The organism is Leeuwenhoekiella sp. CH_XMU1409-2, from assembly GCF_037029365.1.
Taxonomy (GTDB): Bacteria; Bacteroidota; Bacteroidia; order Flavobacteriales; family Flavobacteriaceae; genus Leeuwenhoekiella; species Leeuwenhoekiella blandensis.
Window position 1 is genome coordinate 127,693 of the sequence record NZ_JAYMEI010000002.1, and the last position, 18,626, is coordinate 146,318.

15 protein-coding genes are annotated in these 18,626 nt (G+C 40.9%); all 15 read left to right on the forward strand.

Annotated features, from left to right (window positions below; genetic code table 11):
- The first annotated feature begins 1 nt into the window (after position 1).
- The 15 genes from WA338_RS02310 to WA338_RS02380 all read left to right on the forward strand — a co-directional run bounded on the left by WA338_RS02310 (position 2) and on the right by WA338_RS02380 (position 18,618).
- A complete protein-coding gene (locus tag WA338_RS02310; RefSeq protein ID WP_336091859.1) occupies positions 2-2,554 on the forward strand; it encodes a heavy metal translocating P-type ATPase in 2,553 nt (850 codons plus the stop codon).
- 38 nt (positions 2,555-2,592) lie between these two features.
- A complete protein-coding gene (locus tag WA338_RS02315; RefSeq protein WP_009778862.1) occupies positions 2,593-3,021 on the forward strand; it encodes a Fur family transcriptional regulator in 429 nt (142 codons plus the stop codon).
- Positions 3,022-3,111: 90 nt separating this feature from the next.
- Positions 3,112-4,515 (forward strand): dihydrolipoyl dehydrogenase, encoded by a 1,404-nt coding sequence (gene lpdA, locus WA338_RS02320; RefSeq protein WP_121665192.1) that lies wholly within the window; start codon positions 3,112-3,114, stop codon positions 4,513-4,515.
- A gap of 97 nt (positions 4,516-4,612) precedes the next feature.
- Entirely contained in the window at positions 4,613-5,962 is a 1,350-nt protein-coding gene (nhaA, locus tag WA338_RS02325; RefSeq protein WP_336091864.1) for a Na+/H+ antiporter NhaA, read from the forward strand.
- A gap of 1 nt (position 5,963) precedes the next feature.
- Complete coding sequence (locus WA338_RS02330; RefSeq protein WP_121665194.1) at positions 5,964-6,764, forward strand: cation transporter; 801 nt, start codon at positions 5,964-5,966, stop codon at positions 6,762-6,764.
- Positions 6,765-6,773: 9 nt separating this feature from the next.
- The gene (locus WA338_RS02335; protein WP_336091869.1) at positions 6,774-7,490 is read left to right on the forward strand and encodes a lipoprotein signal peptidase; all 717 of its coding nucleotides are present in this window, start codon (positions 6,774-6,776) and stop codon (positions 7,488-7,490) included.
- A gap of 2 nt (positions 7,491-7,492) precedes the next feature.
- On the forward strand, positions 7,493-8,491 hold the full coding sequence (locus tag WA338_RS02340; protein WP_009778867.1) for a sodium:calcium antiporter: 999 nt from the start codon (positions 7,493-7,495) through the stop codon (positions 8,489-8,491).
- A gap of 12 nt (positions 8,492-8,503) precedes the next feature.
- Positions 8,504-10,435: a heavy metal translocating P-type ATPase gene (locus WA338_RS02345; RefSeq protein ID WP_336091872.1), complete on the forward strand. Its 1,932-nt coding sequence runs from the start codon at positions 8,504-8,506 to the stop codon at positions 10,433-10,435.
- A gap of 77 nt (positions 10,436-10,512) precedes the next feature.
- On the forward strand, positions 10,513-10,953 hold the full coding sequence (locus WA338_RS02350) for a hypothetical protein (RefSeq protein ID WP_286991143.1): 441 nt from the start codon (positions 10,513-10,515) through the stop codon (positions 10,951-10,953).
- Between the two features lie 71 nt (positions 10,954-11,024).
- On the forward strand, positions 11,025-12,209 hold the full coding sequence (locus tag WA338_RS02355; RefSeq protein WP_286991142.1) for a TolC family protein: 1,185 nt from the start codon (positions 11,025-11,027) through the stop codon (positions 12,207-12,209).
- A gap of 18 nt (positions 12,210-12,227) precedes the next feature.
- On the forward strand, positions 12,228-12,518 hold the full coding sequence (locus WA338_RS02360) for a hypothetical protein (RefSeq protein ID WP_286991141.1): 291 nt from the start codon (positions 12,228-12,230) through the stop codon (positions 12,516-12,518).
- Between the two features lie 20 nt (positions 12,519-12,538).
- Positions 12,539-14,041, forward strand: a complete 1,503-nt coding sequence (locus WA338_RS02365; RefSeq protein ID WP_336091877.1) for an efflux RND transporter periplasmic adaptor subunit — start codon at positions 12,539-12,541, stop codon at positions 14,039-14,041.
- A gap of 12 nt (positions 14,042-14,053) precedes the next feature.
- Entirely contained in the window at positions 14,054-17,137 is a 3,084-nt protein-coding gene (locus WA338_RS02370; RefSeq protein WP_286991139.1) for an efflux RND transporter permease subunit, read from the forward strand.
- A gap of 308 nt (positions 17,138-17,445) precedes the next feature.
- Positions 17,446-17,856, forward strand: a complete 411-nt coding sequence (locus WA338_RS02375) for a protein NO VEIN domain-containing protein (protein WP_203295412.1) — start codon at positions 17,446-17,448, stop codon at positions 17,854-17,856.
- A 138-nt stretch (positions 17,857-17,994) separates the two neighbouring features.
- Positions 17,995-18,618 carry a hypothetical protein gene (locus WA338_RS02380; protein ID WP_203295413.1) on the forward strand — a complete coding sequence of 208 codons (624 nt, stop codon included), beginning with the start codon at positions 17,995-17,997 and terminating at the stop codon, positions 18,616-18,618.
- The last annotated feature ends 8 nt before the right edge of the window (positions 18,619-18,626 follow it).

Consider the following 18,626-nt stretch of genomic DNA (forward strand, 5'->3'; position numbering starts at 1 on the left):
AATGAAAAAATTACAACTGAAAATTCCGGTACTGTTACCTCAGGTGCCAAATGAAAAAGACACTTGTGTGCAAAGGCTCATTGAAGAATTAGAAGCCAAAGAAGGTCTTGATAAAGTGCATATAAAAGACGATCAGGAAGATACGGTGCCACAATTGTGCTTTCATTACGATCCGGATATAATTTCTATTGACCGCATTCAATCATTGGCAGAAAGAACCGGGGCTGAAATTACCGCGAAATATGGACATTTGCTTATAGAGGTTGAGGGGATTAGACATACCCGGCATGCAAGGACTTTAGAAAAGAGTCTGCTGAATATCAAAGGCGTTTTGGAAGCTTCCGCCAATGCCGGAGGAATGATCCGTTTAGAATATGATAAACGGGAAACAAGTTTTGATGAGATAACTACAAAGCTCGAAAAAGAAAACCTACAAGTTAAAAAAAGCTCCTCTGCTGAGAATAAGGGCTTTAAATCTGCCGAAAAGAATCCTCAAAATTTAAATAAAGAAAAGGTAAGGGATATAGAAGAACAAAAGCATAAAGATACTGATCTCCAGAATCATAGAGAAGCGGATAGCCACGGGGCCGGGGAAGAAAATTCCCACGCCCACGGAGGTATTTTTGGGAAAAACACCGAACTTATTTTTGCTATTATTTGTGGTGCTCTTTTGGGTATTGGTTTTGGTTTGTCCTACGTAACATCAATACCGGAATGGGTCAGCTTATCCCTATACATAGGTGCCTACTTTTTTGGAGGTTACTTTACAGCAAAAGAAGCCATACAGACCGTAGCCAAAGGTGGATTTGAAATTGATTTTCTCATGTTGGTCGCAGCTATAGGAGCAGCTATTCTTGGGGAATGGGCTGAAGGAGCTTTGTTATTATTTCTCTTTAGCCTGGGGCATGCCTTGGAGCATTATGCAATGAACAAAGCACGAAAATCTATAGCTGCACTGGCAGAACTGGCGCCAAAAACAGCTTTGGTTAAGAAAAATGGTAAAACGGAAGAAGTTGGTATCGAAAAACTCAATATTGGGGATATCATTGTGGTGAAACCAAATAGTAAAATATCTGCAGATGGCGTAGTGGTAGATGGGCAGAGTAGTGTTAACCAGGCTCCAATAACCGGGGAGAGTGTACCGGTAGATAAAGTTCCCGTAGAAGATGTTGAGAAGGATTACTCAGAGGTAGATGATATTAAAGATGAAAACCGCGTTTTTGCCGGAACGATCAATGGGAACAATACTTTGGAGATTAAAGTTATCAAAGCAGCCAAAGATTCAACGCTTTCCCGATTGGTGAAACTGGTTAACGAAGCTCAGACTCAAAAATCGCCTACCCAGTTGCTCACCGATAAATTTGAAAAATATTTTGTGCCGTCCGTCCTTATTTTGGTCGGGATTCTTTTGTTTGCTTTTTTAGTTATTGACGAACCCTTTAGCGCCAGCTTTTACAGGGCGATGGCCGTATTAGTAGCTGCAAGTCCCTGTGCGTTGGCAATCTCGACCCCAAGTGCTGTATTAAGTGGAGTGGCCAGAGCTGCCCGTGGCGGGGTATTAATTAAAGGAGGGCGCCCTCTGGAGGACCTGGGGGTTATTACCGCCCTAGCCTTTGATAAAACCGGAACTCTAACGGAAGGAAAGCCAAAACTTACCCAAGTGGTGCCACTTGGAAATATATCTGAAAACGAACTTCTCAAAATAGCAGTAGCTGTGGAAAGTTTGAGTGATCACCCCCTGGCCAAAGCTGTAGTTCGTGATGGAAAAGAGCGTCTGGAAGGCGAGGAAATCCCAAATGCCTCTAATTTGGAGGCAGTTCTGGGTAAAGGGATTAAAGCATCGTTTGGCAATGATAAAATCTATATAGGTAACCTCGACCTGTACGAAGGGCTTGATGAGAGTACACCTTCCGAAAAAATAGCTACGAAAGTGCGTGGTCTTGAAGGTGGTGGAAATACAACAATGCTTATACGAAAAAATGAAGAATATATAGGCATCATTGCATTAATGGATACCCCTCGTGAAGCCGCCAAGGGAACCCTCAAAAAATTAAAAGAAATCGGCATTAAACGAATGATCATGCTTACCGGAGATAACCAGAAGGTAGCAGACGCTGTAGCAGAAGAAATAGGATTGACCGATGCCTGGGGGAGCCTATTGCCGGAAGAAAAAGTGGATGCTATAAAAGAATTAAAAGAAAAGGAATCCAAGGTGGCAATGGTGGGCGATGGCGTTAATGATGCCCCTGCCATGGCAAACAGCACTGTAGGAATAGCTATGGGTGCTGCTGGAAGTGATGTGGCCCTAGAAACGGCGGATATTGCGCTAATGGCCGACAAGTTGGAAACCCTGCCCTTTGCCATAGGCTTAAGCAGGAAGGCAAAGGCGATTATCAGACAGAACCTTTGGGTAAGCCTTGGTATTGTTGCCCTACTTATACCTTCAACCATATTCGGCTTGGCAAATATTGGAATGGCGGTTGTAATCCATGAAGGTTCCACACTACTGGTGGTTTTTAATGCGTTAAGGCTTTTGGCTTATAAAAAAGAATAGAAAATCCGGACTTAGACTGTTTTTCGAAAGAATATAAAATGACAAAAACGGAAAAAAAATTATCGTCCAAAGGGATACGTTCCACTGAAATGAGGTTGAAAATTTACAAATACCTCAAAAGGAAAACTTATGCGGTAAGTTTAAATGAAATGCAAAAAGTCTTTATCCATAAAAATATCAAAACAGCCAATAAGACCACTTTCTATAGGACGATAAAGCTCTTTGAGAAAAAAAGCATGGTGCACCAAATTGACGATGGAACTGCTTTTGCAAAATATGCGCTTTCTGATGAAAACACCAATGTTAAACTCAGTACAGGTTTACATATGCACTTTCATTGTACCGATTGTAAGAAAACAATCTGTTTACCAAATAAAATATCGGAAGAGAGTTTGCCAGACCAGTATGAGGTGAACGATGTGAACCTGGTATTAAAAGGGATATGTAAAAATTGTAGTAAAAAATAATAGGTGGGAGTGCCTTAAGCCTGAATCCCAGCCCCCAATGGTCAAGCTTAAGGTTTTTTCCACCGTAACGAACTTAAAAAAAATATGAATATGGAAAAATTTGATGTAACTATAATAGGATCTGGCCCGGGCGGGTATGTAAGTGCGATCCGTTGCGCCCAATTAGGATTAAAAATAGCCATTGTAGAAAGATACAGCACCCTGGGCGGCACCTGTCTAAACGTGGGCTGTATCCCGTCAAAAGCCTGGTTGGAAGCCTCTGAGCATTATTACAAACTCAAGCATCAATTCGAAAAATTTGGGATTGATGTTAAAGAGGCCAATGTCGATATCCTGAAAATGAGCCAAAGGGTTCAGGATGTGGTACAGGAAATCATCAATGGCGTTGATTATCTGATGAAAAAGAACAAGGTTACCGTTTATGAAGGTCATGGCACCATCAAGGACAAAAACACGATTGAAATTAAGGGAGAAGATAAAACGGAAACCATAGCAACCGATAAAATCATCATTGCCACAGGGTCCAAACCCGCTTCATTGCCCAATATTAAAATAGACAAAAAGCGTATCATCTCTTCTACCGAAGCCCTTGCCCTACAGGAAATCCCCAAGCACTTAATGGTCGTTGGGGGTGGCGTTATCGGTGTTGAGATAGGTTCCGTATTCGCCCGCCTGGGTTCAAAGGTTTCCATAGTAGAATATTTTGATAGCCTTATCGCCACTATGGACGGCGCACTGGGACATCAATTGCACCGTTCCCTTAGAAAACAGGGAATTGATTTTTATTTGGAACATAAGGTGACAAACGCAACGGCAACTGAGGATAAAGTAGAATTGAAAGCGGAAAATCTTTCCGATAAAGAAGAAATGAGTTTAGATGGCGATTACTGTCTTATGGCCATTGGCCGAAAACCATACACCGCCAGTTTAGGGCTTGAAAATATAGGAGTGGAAACCAATGAGAAAGGACAGATAACGGTAGATAAAAACCTTGAAACCAACGTCAAGGGTGTGTATGCCATTGGGGATGTAATCCGGGGGGCAATGCTTGCCCATAAAGCCAGTGAAGAAGGCGTTTTTGTAGCCGAACGGATTGTTGGCCAAAAGCCCCATATCAATTATTCGCTTATCCCAAATATCGTGTACACCCAGCCTGAGGTCGCCGGTGTAGGCTTGACGGAAGAAGAACTGAAAAAGGCCAATAAAAGTATAAAAACAGGCTCTTTCCCTTTTAAGGCAAATGCACGGGCAAAGATAAGTATGGACACCGACGGTTTTATAAAAGTAATTGCAGATAAGGAAACCGATGAGATACTGGGCGTGCATATGATAGGCCCTCGCATAGCAGACAGCTACACCGAAGCGGTGGTAGCGATGGAATTTAGGGCAGCTGCCGAAGACATAGCAAGAATGTCACACGGGCACCCCACCTTTTCAGAAACCTTTAAAGAAGCCTGTTTGGCAGCCACCGAAGACAGGGCGTTGCATATTTAAAGTTGACCTAACAGTAAGTTCTTAAAAATTAAGACGCTACTGAGCTTTTTGAAATATTAAGGTTTAAGTAATTAACTCAAAAAACAGATAAGATAAAATGGGGCAATCAGTTCGAAATCAATCCACTATTGGGTATATCAGGGAAACGGCAACAAAGTTCCTCGACAGGGAAACAGCTGGGGGGATTTTTTTAATAATTGCTACTATAGTTGCCCTTCTTTTAGCTAATTCACAGTGGGCAAGTGCCTATCATCATTTTCTTGGCGATGAATTGCTTTTTGAATTTTCCGAGCATCTTAGTTTTGGGCTAACAATTGAAGAATGGATCAATGATGGCCTAATGGCAATTTTCTTTTTGGTTGCCGGCCTTGAATTGAAGAGGGAGGTTATGGTGGGGGAATTATCTTCAATTAAAAAAGCCTCAGCCCCCTTGTTGGCAGCTTTAGGTGGTATGGCAGTTCCGGCCCTCTTTTTTATTAGCCTAAATTTAGGCACTGAAAATATAAAGGGTTGGGGCATCCCTATGGCTACCGATATCGCATATTCACTAGGGATTATTGGCCTACTGGGGAAAAATGTCCCCAGGCAGTTAAAAATATTTTTAATAGCCCTCGCTATTGCTGACGATATAGGTGCCATATTGGTGATAGCATTGTTTTATAGCAACGAGTTGAGCTGGATATACCTTGGATCGGGCATGGGGGCATTTGGGTTATTATTATTAATGAATTGGACTGGGGTCAAAAATTTGATTTGGTATATTATTATTGGGATCATCTTATGGTATTGCTTCCTTAATTCGGGGATCCATCCAACTATTGCGGGAGTACTTTTTGCCATTACCATTCCAATAGTGCCCAAATTAGACAGTAAAATATTAAAAGAAAGGACCGCCACAAACGTTACTAATCTTGAGAAAACAGAGCTGGAAAAATTAAATCCTCTTCAGGATAAAAAACAACAAATAATTTTAAAAGCCATTAAAACAGATACTGAGAATTCAAGGCCTCCTTTGCTCAAACTGGAAAATTCCCTTGTTGATTTCAATGCTTTCTTTATCATTCCAATTTTTGCAGTCGCGAATGCGGGAGTAAAGCTCGATGTAAATTTAATTGAGGTTGTTTCCGGTTCTTTAGGGCTGGGGATCCTTTTGGGATTAGCAATTGGCAAAGTAACAGGGATTGGTATTTTTACATTGATTGGGCAAAAACTTGGAGTTTCCGAATTACATACTACACTAAACTGGAAACATATAATTGGAATTGGTATGATTGCGGGAATTGGCTTTACCATGTCCCTTTTTATTACCAATCTCGCATTTAATGATCAGGAATTGATTAAAATTTCGAAAATAAGCATTTTGATAGCTTCATTACTTGCAGCTATTGGCGGTGCGGTAATTCTCTTATTAACTTCCAATAAAGGAAAGAAAAATATAGTTAAGTGATATGGGAGAAATGAACAAAAGTACTTTTATAGTAAGTCAAATGGACTGTCCTTCAGAAGAACAGATGATCCGGATGAAGTTGGAGGCTTATACACAAGTGAAATATTTGGATTTTGATATTCCCAACAGGAAATTGGAAGTATATCATGTGAATGGAATCGAAGATATACAAACATCAATAGCCAGTTTAAACCTTGGGGATTCCTTCCAAGGGACCGAAGAAGCCGATCCTCCCGTAATAGAAGACCAATCCAAACAGAAAACAATCCTTTGGTGGGTCTTTGGGATAAATTTCGGCTTTTTCATTATCGAAATGACCATGGGGTGGATCTCTTCTTCTATGGGCCTTATTGCAGATTCGTTGGATATGCTGGCAGATTCGATAGTATATGCGCTAAGTTTATTTGCAGTAGGTGGTGCCATTTCCAGAAAAAAGAAGGTGGCAAAATTCAGCGGGTATTTTCAGATGGCCTTGGCAACACTTGGTTTTGCAGAGGTATTAAGAAGGTTTTTTACCAGTAGTGAAACACCAATTTTCCAATTGATGATCATTGTTTCCATTTTCGCCCTTCTGGGTAACCTTATTTCGCTTTGGTTGATAAATAAGGCCAAAAGTAAGGAGGCGCATATGCAGGCCAGTGCTATTTTTACCTCCAATGATATCATCGTAAACGGCGGGGTGATACTGGCCGGGGTGCTGGTCTATTTTCTGGATAGCAAATGGCCTGATTTGGTAATTGGCGGCATCGTTTTCACGTTTGTAATGCGGGGTGCCATAAGAATTTTAAAATTATCTAAATAATGCAAATATATGTTGCACAAGACGTTGGGCAACAATAAGGAAATTATGAATAAAAGTAGTGTAGCATTATTGATTTTACTGTTGTTGGTAATAGACCAGGCCATAAAGATTTATGTGAAGACCCATTTTTATTATGGCGAGGAATATTTTGTGTTTGGCCTGGATTGGTTTCGCTTACATTTTTTGGAGAATCCCGGCATGGCCTGGGGCTTTAAATTTGGCGAGGGATATCTGGCCAAATTTGTTTTAATACTATTTCGCTTCGTAGCCGTTATTTGGGGGACCTTTTATATCAAAAAAATGATACGTAAAGGATATGCAAAAGTCTTTATAATCTGTGCCGCATTTATATACGCAGGTGCATTGGGCAATTTGATTGACGGTGCATTTTACGGACTGATCTTTGAAAAAAGTGATCCGGCAGTACAAAACGTTGCAGAAATATTCCCGTCAGGGGGTGGATATGCTGGATTTTTAAATGGCAATGTCGTGGATATGTGGTTCCTTCCCATTATTGATACAAGGCTTCCGGAATGGATGCCATTTTGGGGAGGTAATCAATTTACTTTTTTTGACCCTGTATTTAATACCGCAGATGTCTGGATTAGCACGGGAGTGATTTTACTCCTGATCTTTCAAAGCCAACAAAAAAAAGACCAGAAAATATCGGAAAATAAAAAGTTGAAATATACTGAGGGTAACAGAAAAATTATAAACAACGATTAGTTATGAACGTTTGGCTTTGGGTAGTAGTATTGGGATTGGCAGCTTGGGCTGCCCATTGGGGTGCGGACCAACTCTTGACGCCTTTAAAGATGCTCCGTAAGCAATGGGGGCTTACAGCTTCTGCAGGAGCAGCTCTCCTTGCCATTGTGACCGCCAGCCCCGAGGTAGCTGTAAACGTTACCAGTGCAGCCCGGGGAGTATCGGAAATTGGTCTGGGCAACCTTTTGGGTTCCAATATAATTTCCATTCCGTTGATGGTTAGCATAGCCTATTTCGCTTCCAGAAAGCAATTTAAAAATAATAAGGAACACCAAAAACATCTGGATGCCAACCTACTGGCTCTGAACAAACGTTCTGTTTCGGTATTGTCCATCCCCTACCTGGCAATCATTGCTTTGGTAGCTATACTAACCCTTCCCAAAGCCTGGCGTGGATTACAACCCATCGATGGCTATATTATGCTGGCTGCCTATGCTGCTTTTTTAACGCATGCCATTATAAAAGGCAGGGAAAAGGGCGAAAAAGTAGAATGGGACAAAAAGAAAGTCTGGTTATCCGTGGCCGGGGCCCTGGCCATAGCTGTGGGTGCTTTTTTTATTGTTAAGGCAACAGAAAATATTGTTTCGGCCCTGAATATTTCTGAAATCGTTGGGGGATTGTTCATCACGGGTATAATGACCACCGCGCCTGAAATATTTAAGACCTGGAGCGTGGTGAAAGGAGGCGAAGTAACGGCAGGCACCACTAGTGTTATCGCAGATAATGCTGTTACGATGACGGTCGCCTTTTTCCCGTTGGCGCTGGTTACTACCCCTATCGAAGATTTCCAGTTGTTTTGGGTGAATCTTGCCTTCGTTGGACTGATGCCGCTTTTGTACTCCCTTTTTGTCCATCAAAGCAAGGAACTTCACGGTTTTAGCAGATGGCAGATATTCGCGTTCGATGCAGCCTATATCGTCTATCTATTGACAATGGTATTTTTTGTTCTAAAACTATTTTAAAATAAAACATATATGAAAAAGAAAAAACTAAATCTAAGAGACCTCAAGGATCCTTCAATTGAAAATAAGGTTTCATCACAACTGAGCATTAAGGAATACATCCCTTCCATATTCAGTTTTGTGATGTTGATAGCGGGAATTGCTATTGATTACTTTGATGCCTTTCCGTTTTTTAAAGGTTGGGTACGAATCGCTTGGTATGCGGTAGCCTACATCCCCGTTGGTTTTCCTGTTATAAAAGAGGGATGGAAAAGTATCAGGGACGGTGATTTCTTTACCGAATTCTTCTTAATGTCCATAGCCACTTTAGGTGCATTTGCCATAGGCGAATACCCTGAAGGTGTAGCCGTAATGCTATTTTATGCCGTGGGTGAACTGTTCCAAAATGCGGCCGTTAACCGTGCTAAAGGAAATATAAAAGCTTTACTCGACGTAAGGCCAAATGAAGCTTTGGTTTATCGTGACGGCGATTTTGTTTCAGTCAATCCCGAGACTGTTGAGATTGGTGAAAAAATACAGGTACGTGTAGGCGAAAAAGTTCCACTTGATGGTATTCTGCTGTCTGAAAAGGGTTCTTTTAATACGGCTGCCTTGACAGGCGAAAGCAAGCCTAATACTATTGCTAAAGGCGATAGTGTTTTTGCAGGAAGCATTAACCTTGATGGCGTAATCGAGATTGAAACCACAAAAGAATTTAAAGACAGTTCCATTGCACGAATTCTGGATATGGTACAGAATGCAACCGCCAGAAAATCAAAGACCGAATTGTTCATCAGAAAATTTGCCCGGATTTATACGCCTATCGTTGTATTCCTTGCCATCGGACTTACATTTCTACCTTACTTTTTTGTAGATGATTATGTGTTTAGGGATTGGCTATACCGAGCATTGATATTCCTCGTGATTTCGTGTCCTTGTGCGCTGGTCATTTCGATTCCTCTCGGCTATTTCGGCGGTTTGGGTGCGGCATCGCGAAACGGTATTCTTTTTAAGGGTGCATCCTTTTTGGATGCAATGACTCAAGTGAACACAGTCGTAATGGACAAAACAGGAACTGTTACCAAAGGGGTTTTTAAAATCAAGGAAATCAATTCCATCACATTTGAGGAAGTCAAATTTATGAAGTATTTGATGGCGATGGAAGAACAATCTACCCATCCCATTGCAAAGGCAATACTGGAATATAAAGCGGACGGGGCGGATTATGAGGCAACCGATGTTTCAGAAATTGCAGGAAAAGGTTTAAAAGGAACAGTCAACGGAAAAACGGTGTTGGTAGGTAACAAAGCTTTGATGACCTCAAACAGCATAGAAGTCCCTTCGGAAACGGATGGCATTGTAGAATCAATAGTTATGGTGTCCATTGATGGGAAATTTGCAGGTTATGTAACCATTGCAGATGAACTAAAGGATGATGCGCACCAAGCCATTAAAAAAATTCGAGATTCAGGAATTTCAAAAATCATAATGCTATCAGGTGATAAGGATTCAATAACTCAACAAGTTTCAAAAGAATTAAATATCGATTGGGCAAAAGGTGGGTTGTTACCTGAAGATAAACTGAATGAGGTTGAAAAGCTTAAAAAGCAACCTGAAACGAAAGTCGCATTTATCGGCGATGGCATTAACGATGCACCCGTATTGGCAGCGAGTGGTGTGGGTATTGCGATGGGCGGTTTAGGAAGCGATGTCGCCATTGAAACGGCAGATGTCATCATCCAGACCGACCAACCGAGCAAGATTGCAAGAGCTATTAAAATTGGTCGTTCAACCCGTAGGATTGTCTGGCAAAATATTGGGCTTGCCTTTGGGGTTAAGGTCATTGTACTAATTCTCGGTGCAGGTGGATTAGCGACAATGTGGGAAGCCGTTTTTGCTGATGTTGGTGTTGCTTTATTGGCTATTCTCAATGCTGTTCGATTGCAGAAAATGAAGTGGAACTAATTATTGTCCAAGTTATATTTTGATTTCAAGTCTTAAAACTCTAAAAATATACTCAAATTTCATTAGTTTTGTATTTGATGCAAAAACCAAATAAAATAGCGGCATTTTTCTTTTTAGGCTTGTTTAGCCTATTGATGTTGCATCAGGCTTTTCCACATTTGCATCATCAGCACGAGGAAACGCATTCCCATTCAGATATTGCCCATACTGGCGAACATCATCATCACGATGACAGTTCTCACGAAAAGAAAGAATCACCATACGGTTTCTTTGGATTTTTTATGGATATGCACGTCCATTCCACGGTGTCCAGCGACGTTGTTGTACTTAAAAGGAATACTGTTGAGCGGCAAACTATCGTAGATGACAATGTCGTAAAACTTACTTCTGATTTTCAAGAATTTTATGTCGTTGATAATAGGCAAAACGATAAACCGCCAATTTATCATCCGCCCAATAGGCATTTTAATCCTTACCTCTCATCCCTCGATTTACGGGGCCCACCATCTTTAGGTTAATCGTTTAGGAATACCTACCGCTACGGCAGGAATCCTCTTATACTTTAAGATTAAACCTAAAACTTCAAACAATGAATAAATACATCGTATCCGCGATTTGCGGATGCCTGTTCTTCGTTAATGGTTTCTCACAGGATAAAAACATTGGGGAACTGCTAAACGTAATAGAACAGAACAATACTGAGTTAAAAGGCTATCAATCTTTCATTGAAAGCCAACAACTCGAAAACAGCAGCACCAATAATTTACCCGACCCACAGCTTTCAGGGTATTATTTGCCCTTTGGCGATAACGCAACGGGAAATTATACCGAATATGAAATATCGCAATCCTTCGAATTTCCGACGGTATACGGTTCACGCAGTAAATGGAACGACTTAAAGGCGATACAACTACAAACGTCCTATGCCAAAAAGCGGCAGGAAGTTTTGTTGGAAGCAAAATCAATATTGATTGAACTCACTTTCCTTCAAAATCAGAAAGCTATTGAATCCGAAAGACGAACCCAAAGCAAACAGGTTTTTGACCAGGTTCAAGAGCTTTATGATAAGGAGCAAGTCGGAATTTTGGATTTGAACAAGGCGAAAATCGCTTGGATTCAAGAACAATTCGTTGTTCAACAGATTGAAAGCGAAATCCAAATTGTACGGTCCAAACTCAAAACCTTGAATGGCGGGAATGCCATTGATGGTTTTACCGCAGGTATCGATTTGCCTATCGAGGTTGCTGCGGTCGAAACGCTTTGGCAAGAAAAATTGGCAAACGACCCTTCTTTACAAGGTTTAAAGGCTGCTGAAACGACTTCGCTTCAAAGAGTAAAACTGGAAAAAAACAAGGTCTTGCCCAATGTGGCACTTGGTTACAATTATCAGGGTGTTCGTGGCAGTAATTTTTCAGGTTTTTATGGTGGCCTTTCCATTCCGTTGTGGAACAGCAAGAACAAGGTTAAAGCGGCAGAAGCCGATTATGAGTATCAGCAATCGAATACGCAAGTGATTACCGCTTCGCTCTATTCCCAATTTCAAGAAACATACAATCGATACGAATTGATGCTCGAAAAATACAATGAGTATCAAACTACAATGAGCAACTTAAACAGCGAACAACTGCTCTTTAAGGCCTATATGTTGGGCGAATACTCGTTTATGGATTACTATGTAGAGCTTCAGTTTTACCGCAATGCATCTGACAGAATGTTGCAGATGGAAAAGGAAATACAATTACTTCAGGCACAATTATTAAAACATACATTATAAACCTTTAAAACAAAGATTATGAAAATTTCAAAAATAATATTTGCAATAGCAATCGCATCAACATTTTTGGTAAGCTCTTGCAGGGAAACAAAAAAAGAGAGTACAGATGACCACGGTCACGAACACAATGAAGACGGAAGCCATATGCACGAGGAAGACATAGAACAAGAAGAATTTGAAGTAGGAAAAGATTCTATGGAAACGAAGACAAATGACCACGGGCACGACCACGATGCAGACGGTAACCATTCAGATGACGGTTCTGATACCCACAAACACGATGATGGTTCTGAACACCACGACCATTAAAACTCAAATACATTCAAAAGATGAAATATATAATAATTGTGCTTGCCTTTTTGGCAATGTCCTGTAATAACAAGGCAGAAGATGCACACGCACATAATGCAGATGGAAGTCACGTGGGCGAAGAAATTCCACGATTGAACCATACTATCTGGACAGATAAAACAGAACTCTTTGTTGAGTTTCCTGCGCTTATAGTGGGCAACGGCAGCAAATTCGCAGCCCACTTTACGGTTTTGGATAAACACCAACCCGTTCGGGAAGGTTCTGTAACGGTAAGTTTGATAAAAGATGGTAAAGGAATCAGAAATAAGGCAGATGCACCGTCATCACCAGGTATTTTTTCGCCTGCTATACAACCAAAAGAAGCTGGGAACTATCAATTGGTTTTTGAATTGACGACACCAGAGTATTCAGATAAAATTTCCATTGATGATGTAATGGTATATGCCACTACGGATGAGGCCATAAAAGCTTTGGGTAAGGAAGAAGACGATGGAAGTATTTCGTTCTTAAAGGAGCAGGCTTGGAAAATCGATTTTCAGACCGCACCTGTTGTTTCTGGTAAAATCTACGATGTCATCAACACATCAGGTGTTTGGATGCCATCGCCAGGTTCAACAAAGTCCTTGGCGGCAAAATCCAATGGTGTGGTGGATTTTAAAATGGATAACCTTACAGAAGGTACAGCGGTAAAACAAGGCCAGCTGTTAATGAGCTTGAACAGTCAAGGTTTAGCTTCGAACAATTTGAGTACGGATATCGCTTCCGCGAAAGCGAAATTCCAACAAGCCAAATCGGAATATGAACGGAAGAAAGAGCTATACGAGTCTAAAATTGTCCCAAAATCTGAATTTGAGAAAGTGGAAAGCAGTTTTGAGATAGCCAGAGCTAACTATCAATCCTTGGTATCCGGTGTTTCGGGCGGAAGCAAACAAATCCGCGCCCCTTTTGATGGGTTTATCAAATCCATAACCGTTTCAAATGGCGATTATGTAGCACAAGGCGTTGCGCTGGTAAGTGTTGGAACACATCAATCCAAGGTTTTAAAAACCCAATTGGCACCCGACTACGGACTTACGATGGACAATGCACAGGGCATTTGGTATCAGGATAATGACGGCCAATGGAAGGACGTAACCGATGCAGAGGGCAAAATCCTTTCTATTGGTAAAGACGTAGAACGTGAAAACCCATTGATTTCTGTTTTCGCACAAGTAAACGCAGAGGTCGAAATGCCAGAAGGTAGCTTAACGCCCGTACAGATTGCGATGGGAAATGCTACCCAAAACACAATGATTCCCGTGAATGCTCTTTTGGAGGACTATGGCAGCTATTCCGTTATCGTTCAGCTTTCGGGCGAAAGTTTTGAAAGACGACCTGTAAAGATTGGAAAACGCAATGGCGAAAATGTAGAGATACTGGAAGGTCTGCAAGTGGGCGAAGTGGTCGTGACAACGGGAGCGTATCAAGTTAAAATGGCTTCAATGTCCGGTTCTACACCTGCACACGGCCACGAACATTAAAAACGAAGAGAAATGTTAAACAAAATATTATCAATTTCACTTCAAAACAGATTGCTCATTCTATTGGGCGCATTAGCATTGAGCGTTTTGGGAATCTATTATGCACGTACTATGAACGTGGACGTGTTCCCCGACCTCACGGCACCAACCGTAACCATTCTTACCGAAGCTCACGGAATGGAATCTGAAGAAGTAGAAAAATTAGTGACCTATCAACTGGAAACTGCCTTAAACGGTTCGCCTAATGTAAGGCGAATCCGTTCCTCATCGGCGGCAGGTGTTTCCATTGTTTGGGTAGAATTTGAATGGGGCACCGACATTTACCGTGCTCGACAAATCGTGAGCGAACGTATCCCGATGGTTCGAGAGAACCTACCCGAAGGCATAGGAGCACCAACGATGGCACCCATTTCATCAATTATGGGCGAAATAATGCTCTTGGGAGTGACTTCGGATAGCCTTTCACCAATGGAACTGCGAACCTTGTCCGACTGGACCATCAGGCCGCGTATAAAGGCCATTGGCGGTATTGCAAACGTGGTGGTCATTGGTGGCGATTACAAGCAATACCAAGTATTTGCCAATCCCGAAAAAATGAAGTATTACGATGTGAGCCTATCAGAATTGGTTGAACACGTTAAGGAAGCAAATCAAAATGCGCCTGGCGGTATCATAAACCAATACGGCAACCAATACATCATAAAAGGAAGCGGTAGAGCCTATGCGCTGGAAGACCTGCAGGAAGCGGTTCTAAAGGAAGTGAACGGTCAGACCATAAAAATAAAAGATGTGGCCACGGTACAAGTTGGTGCTGCCGATAAAATTGGTGATGGTTCATTAAACGCCAAACCCGCTGTGATTCTGACCATTTCAAAACAGCCCGATGTGAATACCTTGGAGCTGACAGACCGCTTGGATGAAGCGATTGCTGATTTAGAATCCTCATTGCCAAAAGGGGTCAACATCAAAAGTCAAATCTTTAGACAATCCGATTTTATTGATGCTTCTATTAGTAATCTAAATATGACCCTTTTAGAAGGTGCATTTTTTGTAATGATTATCCTTTTCATCTTTCTGATGAACTGGAGGACTACCGTTATTTCCTTGCTGGCTATCCCTATTTCATTATTGGTTTCCATCATCATATTAAAATGGTTGGGTTACACCATAAATACAATGAGTTTGGGTGGTATGGCCATTGCTATAGGTGCGCTGGTAGATGATGCCATCATCGATGTGGAAAATGTGTATAAACGCTTGCGCGAAAATATCAGAGAACCGAAAACAGAGCGGGAATCGACCATAAAAGTAGTACGTGATGCTTCGGTAGAGATACGAAGTTCCATTATCATCGCTACCTTAATTATTATTGTATCATTTGTGCCCTTGTTCTTTTTAAGCGGAATGGAAGGTCGATTGTTGCAACCGCTGGGTATAGCCTTTGTAACATCGGTATTGACCTCATTGGTAGTTGCCGTGACGGTCACGCCTATTCTGTGTTCCTATTTATTGGACAATGAAAAGCTTTTGAACAAGCAGGCTGAAGGTACACGCGTGGAGCGATGGCTACAGAAACATTATGGCAACCTTTTGGAACGTGTAACCAGAATACCCAAAACCATTATAGGCGTAACCGTGATTGCCTTTCTGTTAAGTCTGTTGGTTGTCACTCAATTAGGGCGGAGTTTTCTTCCTGAATTCAACGAAGGTTCTTTAGTAATAAGTGTTGTCGGTCCGCCGGGAATGTCTTTAGAAGAGAGTAATAAGACAGGTAAATTAATCGAGACTATACTATTGGATATGCCCGAAGTGGAGGTTGTTACCCGAAGACAAGGCCGTGCCGAACTGGACGAACACGCGCAAGGTGTCAATGCTTCGGAAATTGATGTGCCCTTTGTGCTTGAGGACAAAACCAAAGAAGAGTTCTTTGAAGAAGTCCGCAACAAATTGAGCGTTGCACCAGGCGTTAATATTACGCTGGGACAACCCATTGCACACCGTATAGACCATATGCTTTCCGGAACACGTGCCAATATTGCCATCAAGATATTTGGTTCAGATTTACAACGACTGTTTGAAGTAGGCAAAAGTGTAGAGCAGAACATCAAGGATATCGATGGACTGGCAGATGTTGCGGTTGACCAGCAAATTGAAGTGCCACAAATAAGAATTAAACCCAAACGCCAGATTCTCTCGGCCTATGGAATGACGGTCGGTAATTTAATGGAACAGGTAGATATCGCTTTTGCAGGAGAAGAAGTAGGCGAGATTTACGAAGGTCAGCAATATTTCGATTTGATAGTTCGCTACGAAAAACCATTTCGGGACAATATTGAGAACATCAATAAAACCTTGATTAGTTTACCGAATGGCGGACAAACCACGCTGGGTGAATTGGCAACCGTTCAATCGGTAAGCAGTCCAAACACCATCAATCGGGAAGATGTACAACGAAAGATTGTCGTCGCTGCCAATGTCCAAGGTAGGGATTTGCGTGGTGCTGTTAACGAAATAAAGGAAGTTGTGGGCAGCAACGTGAATATGCCGGAAGGCTACCGTGTGCAATATGGTGGACAGTTCGAAAGTGAATCAAAAGCATCACAATTGCTTTTAATAACAGCCATCATCGCCGTAGCTATCATTTTCCTGTTGTTGTATTATGAATTCAAGGACGTAAAACTGGCGTTCGTAGTGTTGATTAATTTACCTCTGGCATTAATTGGCGGCATCTTAATTGTCTATTTCACATCAGGCATCATCAGCATAGCTGCGACCATTGGATTTATTAGTCTTTTTGGGATAGCAACACGTAACGGTATTTTATTGGTTTCTCGTTATGAAGATTTGCGAAAAGAAGGAATCCAAGGATTTCAATTGATAAAAAAAGGTGCATTGGATAGATTGAATCCCATATTAATGACTGCCTTTACCACAGGTCTGGCATTGATACCATTGGCCTTAAAAGGTGGCGAACCTGGTAGTGAGATACAAAGTCCTATGGCAGTTGTTATTTTAGGAGGATTGTTATCGGCTACTATTTTGAACTTGGTGGTAATTCCTTGTGTATATCAGTTGGTTCTGAAAAGGGAAAAATAGCAAACGAATTACAATTAAAAACCTTCTTACTATGGTAGGAAGGTTTTTTTATGCATTAATTTTATAATCCCACTCAGCACATTCCCCTACATTCCGTGAAAAGAGCTTCATTACAAAGGTCTTGGACACAATCCCCAATGTCAGTTTTCCATTCCGTTAACCCTTCCCGTCCCGAAACTTCGGGACTGGGAAGGAACACTACATTTCCGTACCAAAATCGTGAATTAATTTCGCTTGAAACCCGTCTTATTTTTCACAAAGTCTATTTGTTTTTTAATTCAGTTATATTGTGTGAAAATTTAGCTTAAATGGAAAAACTAACGGAAAATAAAACCATTGAATTACTGATGCCTCATTTGGTTCAACAAGGCTATGAGATAGAGAGTTATTGCTTGGGCCAAACGAGAGGATATGATATTGTAGCTGTAAAGAATGGCCAAAAATTATTAATTGAGGTAAAAGGTGCAAAAGCACATAAGGATTTGCCTACGAAGCGACGAGATTATTTCAACTCTGGACAGATTAAAACTCATTTGGGTAAAGCAATTATTAAATGCTTAGAAACCAAAGTTGCGTTCCCAAATGCAAAAATTGCCATTGCACATCCTGAGGATGAACAAATAAGAAAAGCAATAGCCAGTATTATTCCAGAGCTCAATAAGATAGGTATACAACATTATTGGGTTAATGCTAATGGAACGGTAACCCTTGAAAAATAATTGATTTTGAATACAACAATGAATTCCAAATTATTTTCTTTATTTCATTTCTTGAATGAGAACAGATATCATAATAAAAGGGTCCAATCAAATTCTTATTACCGGTTTTTAGCGCCGTTCGATTCACTCGAAGATAAATTGTATTCAGTTCTTCATCACGTAGCGAATACACAAAGCCAACCTAAAATTGATTTACTCGCACCTTTTTTTCAGAAAGTATATTCGAATAAATCGCAGCTTCATAGTTTTAAGACATTCATCGATTTTCTAACAGATAAAAAAAATGGTGCCTATAATTATGAATCCCTTTACAATGGTATGTTGAGACAAAAAGGTTGGGGCAACAAAACATCTGCCTTATTTACCAAAACCATTTATCACTTACATAATGTTAAGTATGAATTTCAAAATTCAATATGGGACGATGCACCCAAACTCATAGACGTGAACGAGAAATTTTTCTTGCCAGTTGATGCTGTGATTGAAGCAATTTTCCATCGTATTGACCCAACAACTAAATGGAATTTCCATAAAATAAATAAACTGCTACTGCATAATTATTCTTCTGAAGAAATGGAAGTTTGGGATGACCTTTGGTTTTGGGGGTTTATAAATCAACGCGGTTCTGGTCTAACAAGAGAATTTGTTTGGAACGAATCCAAATATTGGGCATTACTTGAGACTGAAAAGAATAATGCTGTGATTGAAGAGATAAAATTGAAATCGTTGCAATTCCTTTCCATATTGAACCCAAAACAGTAACATATGTA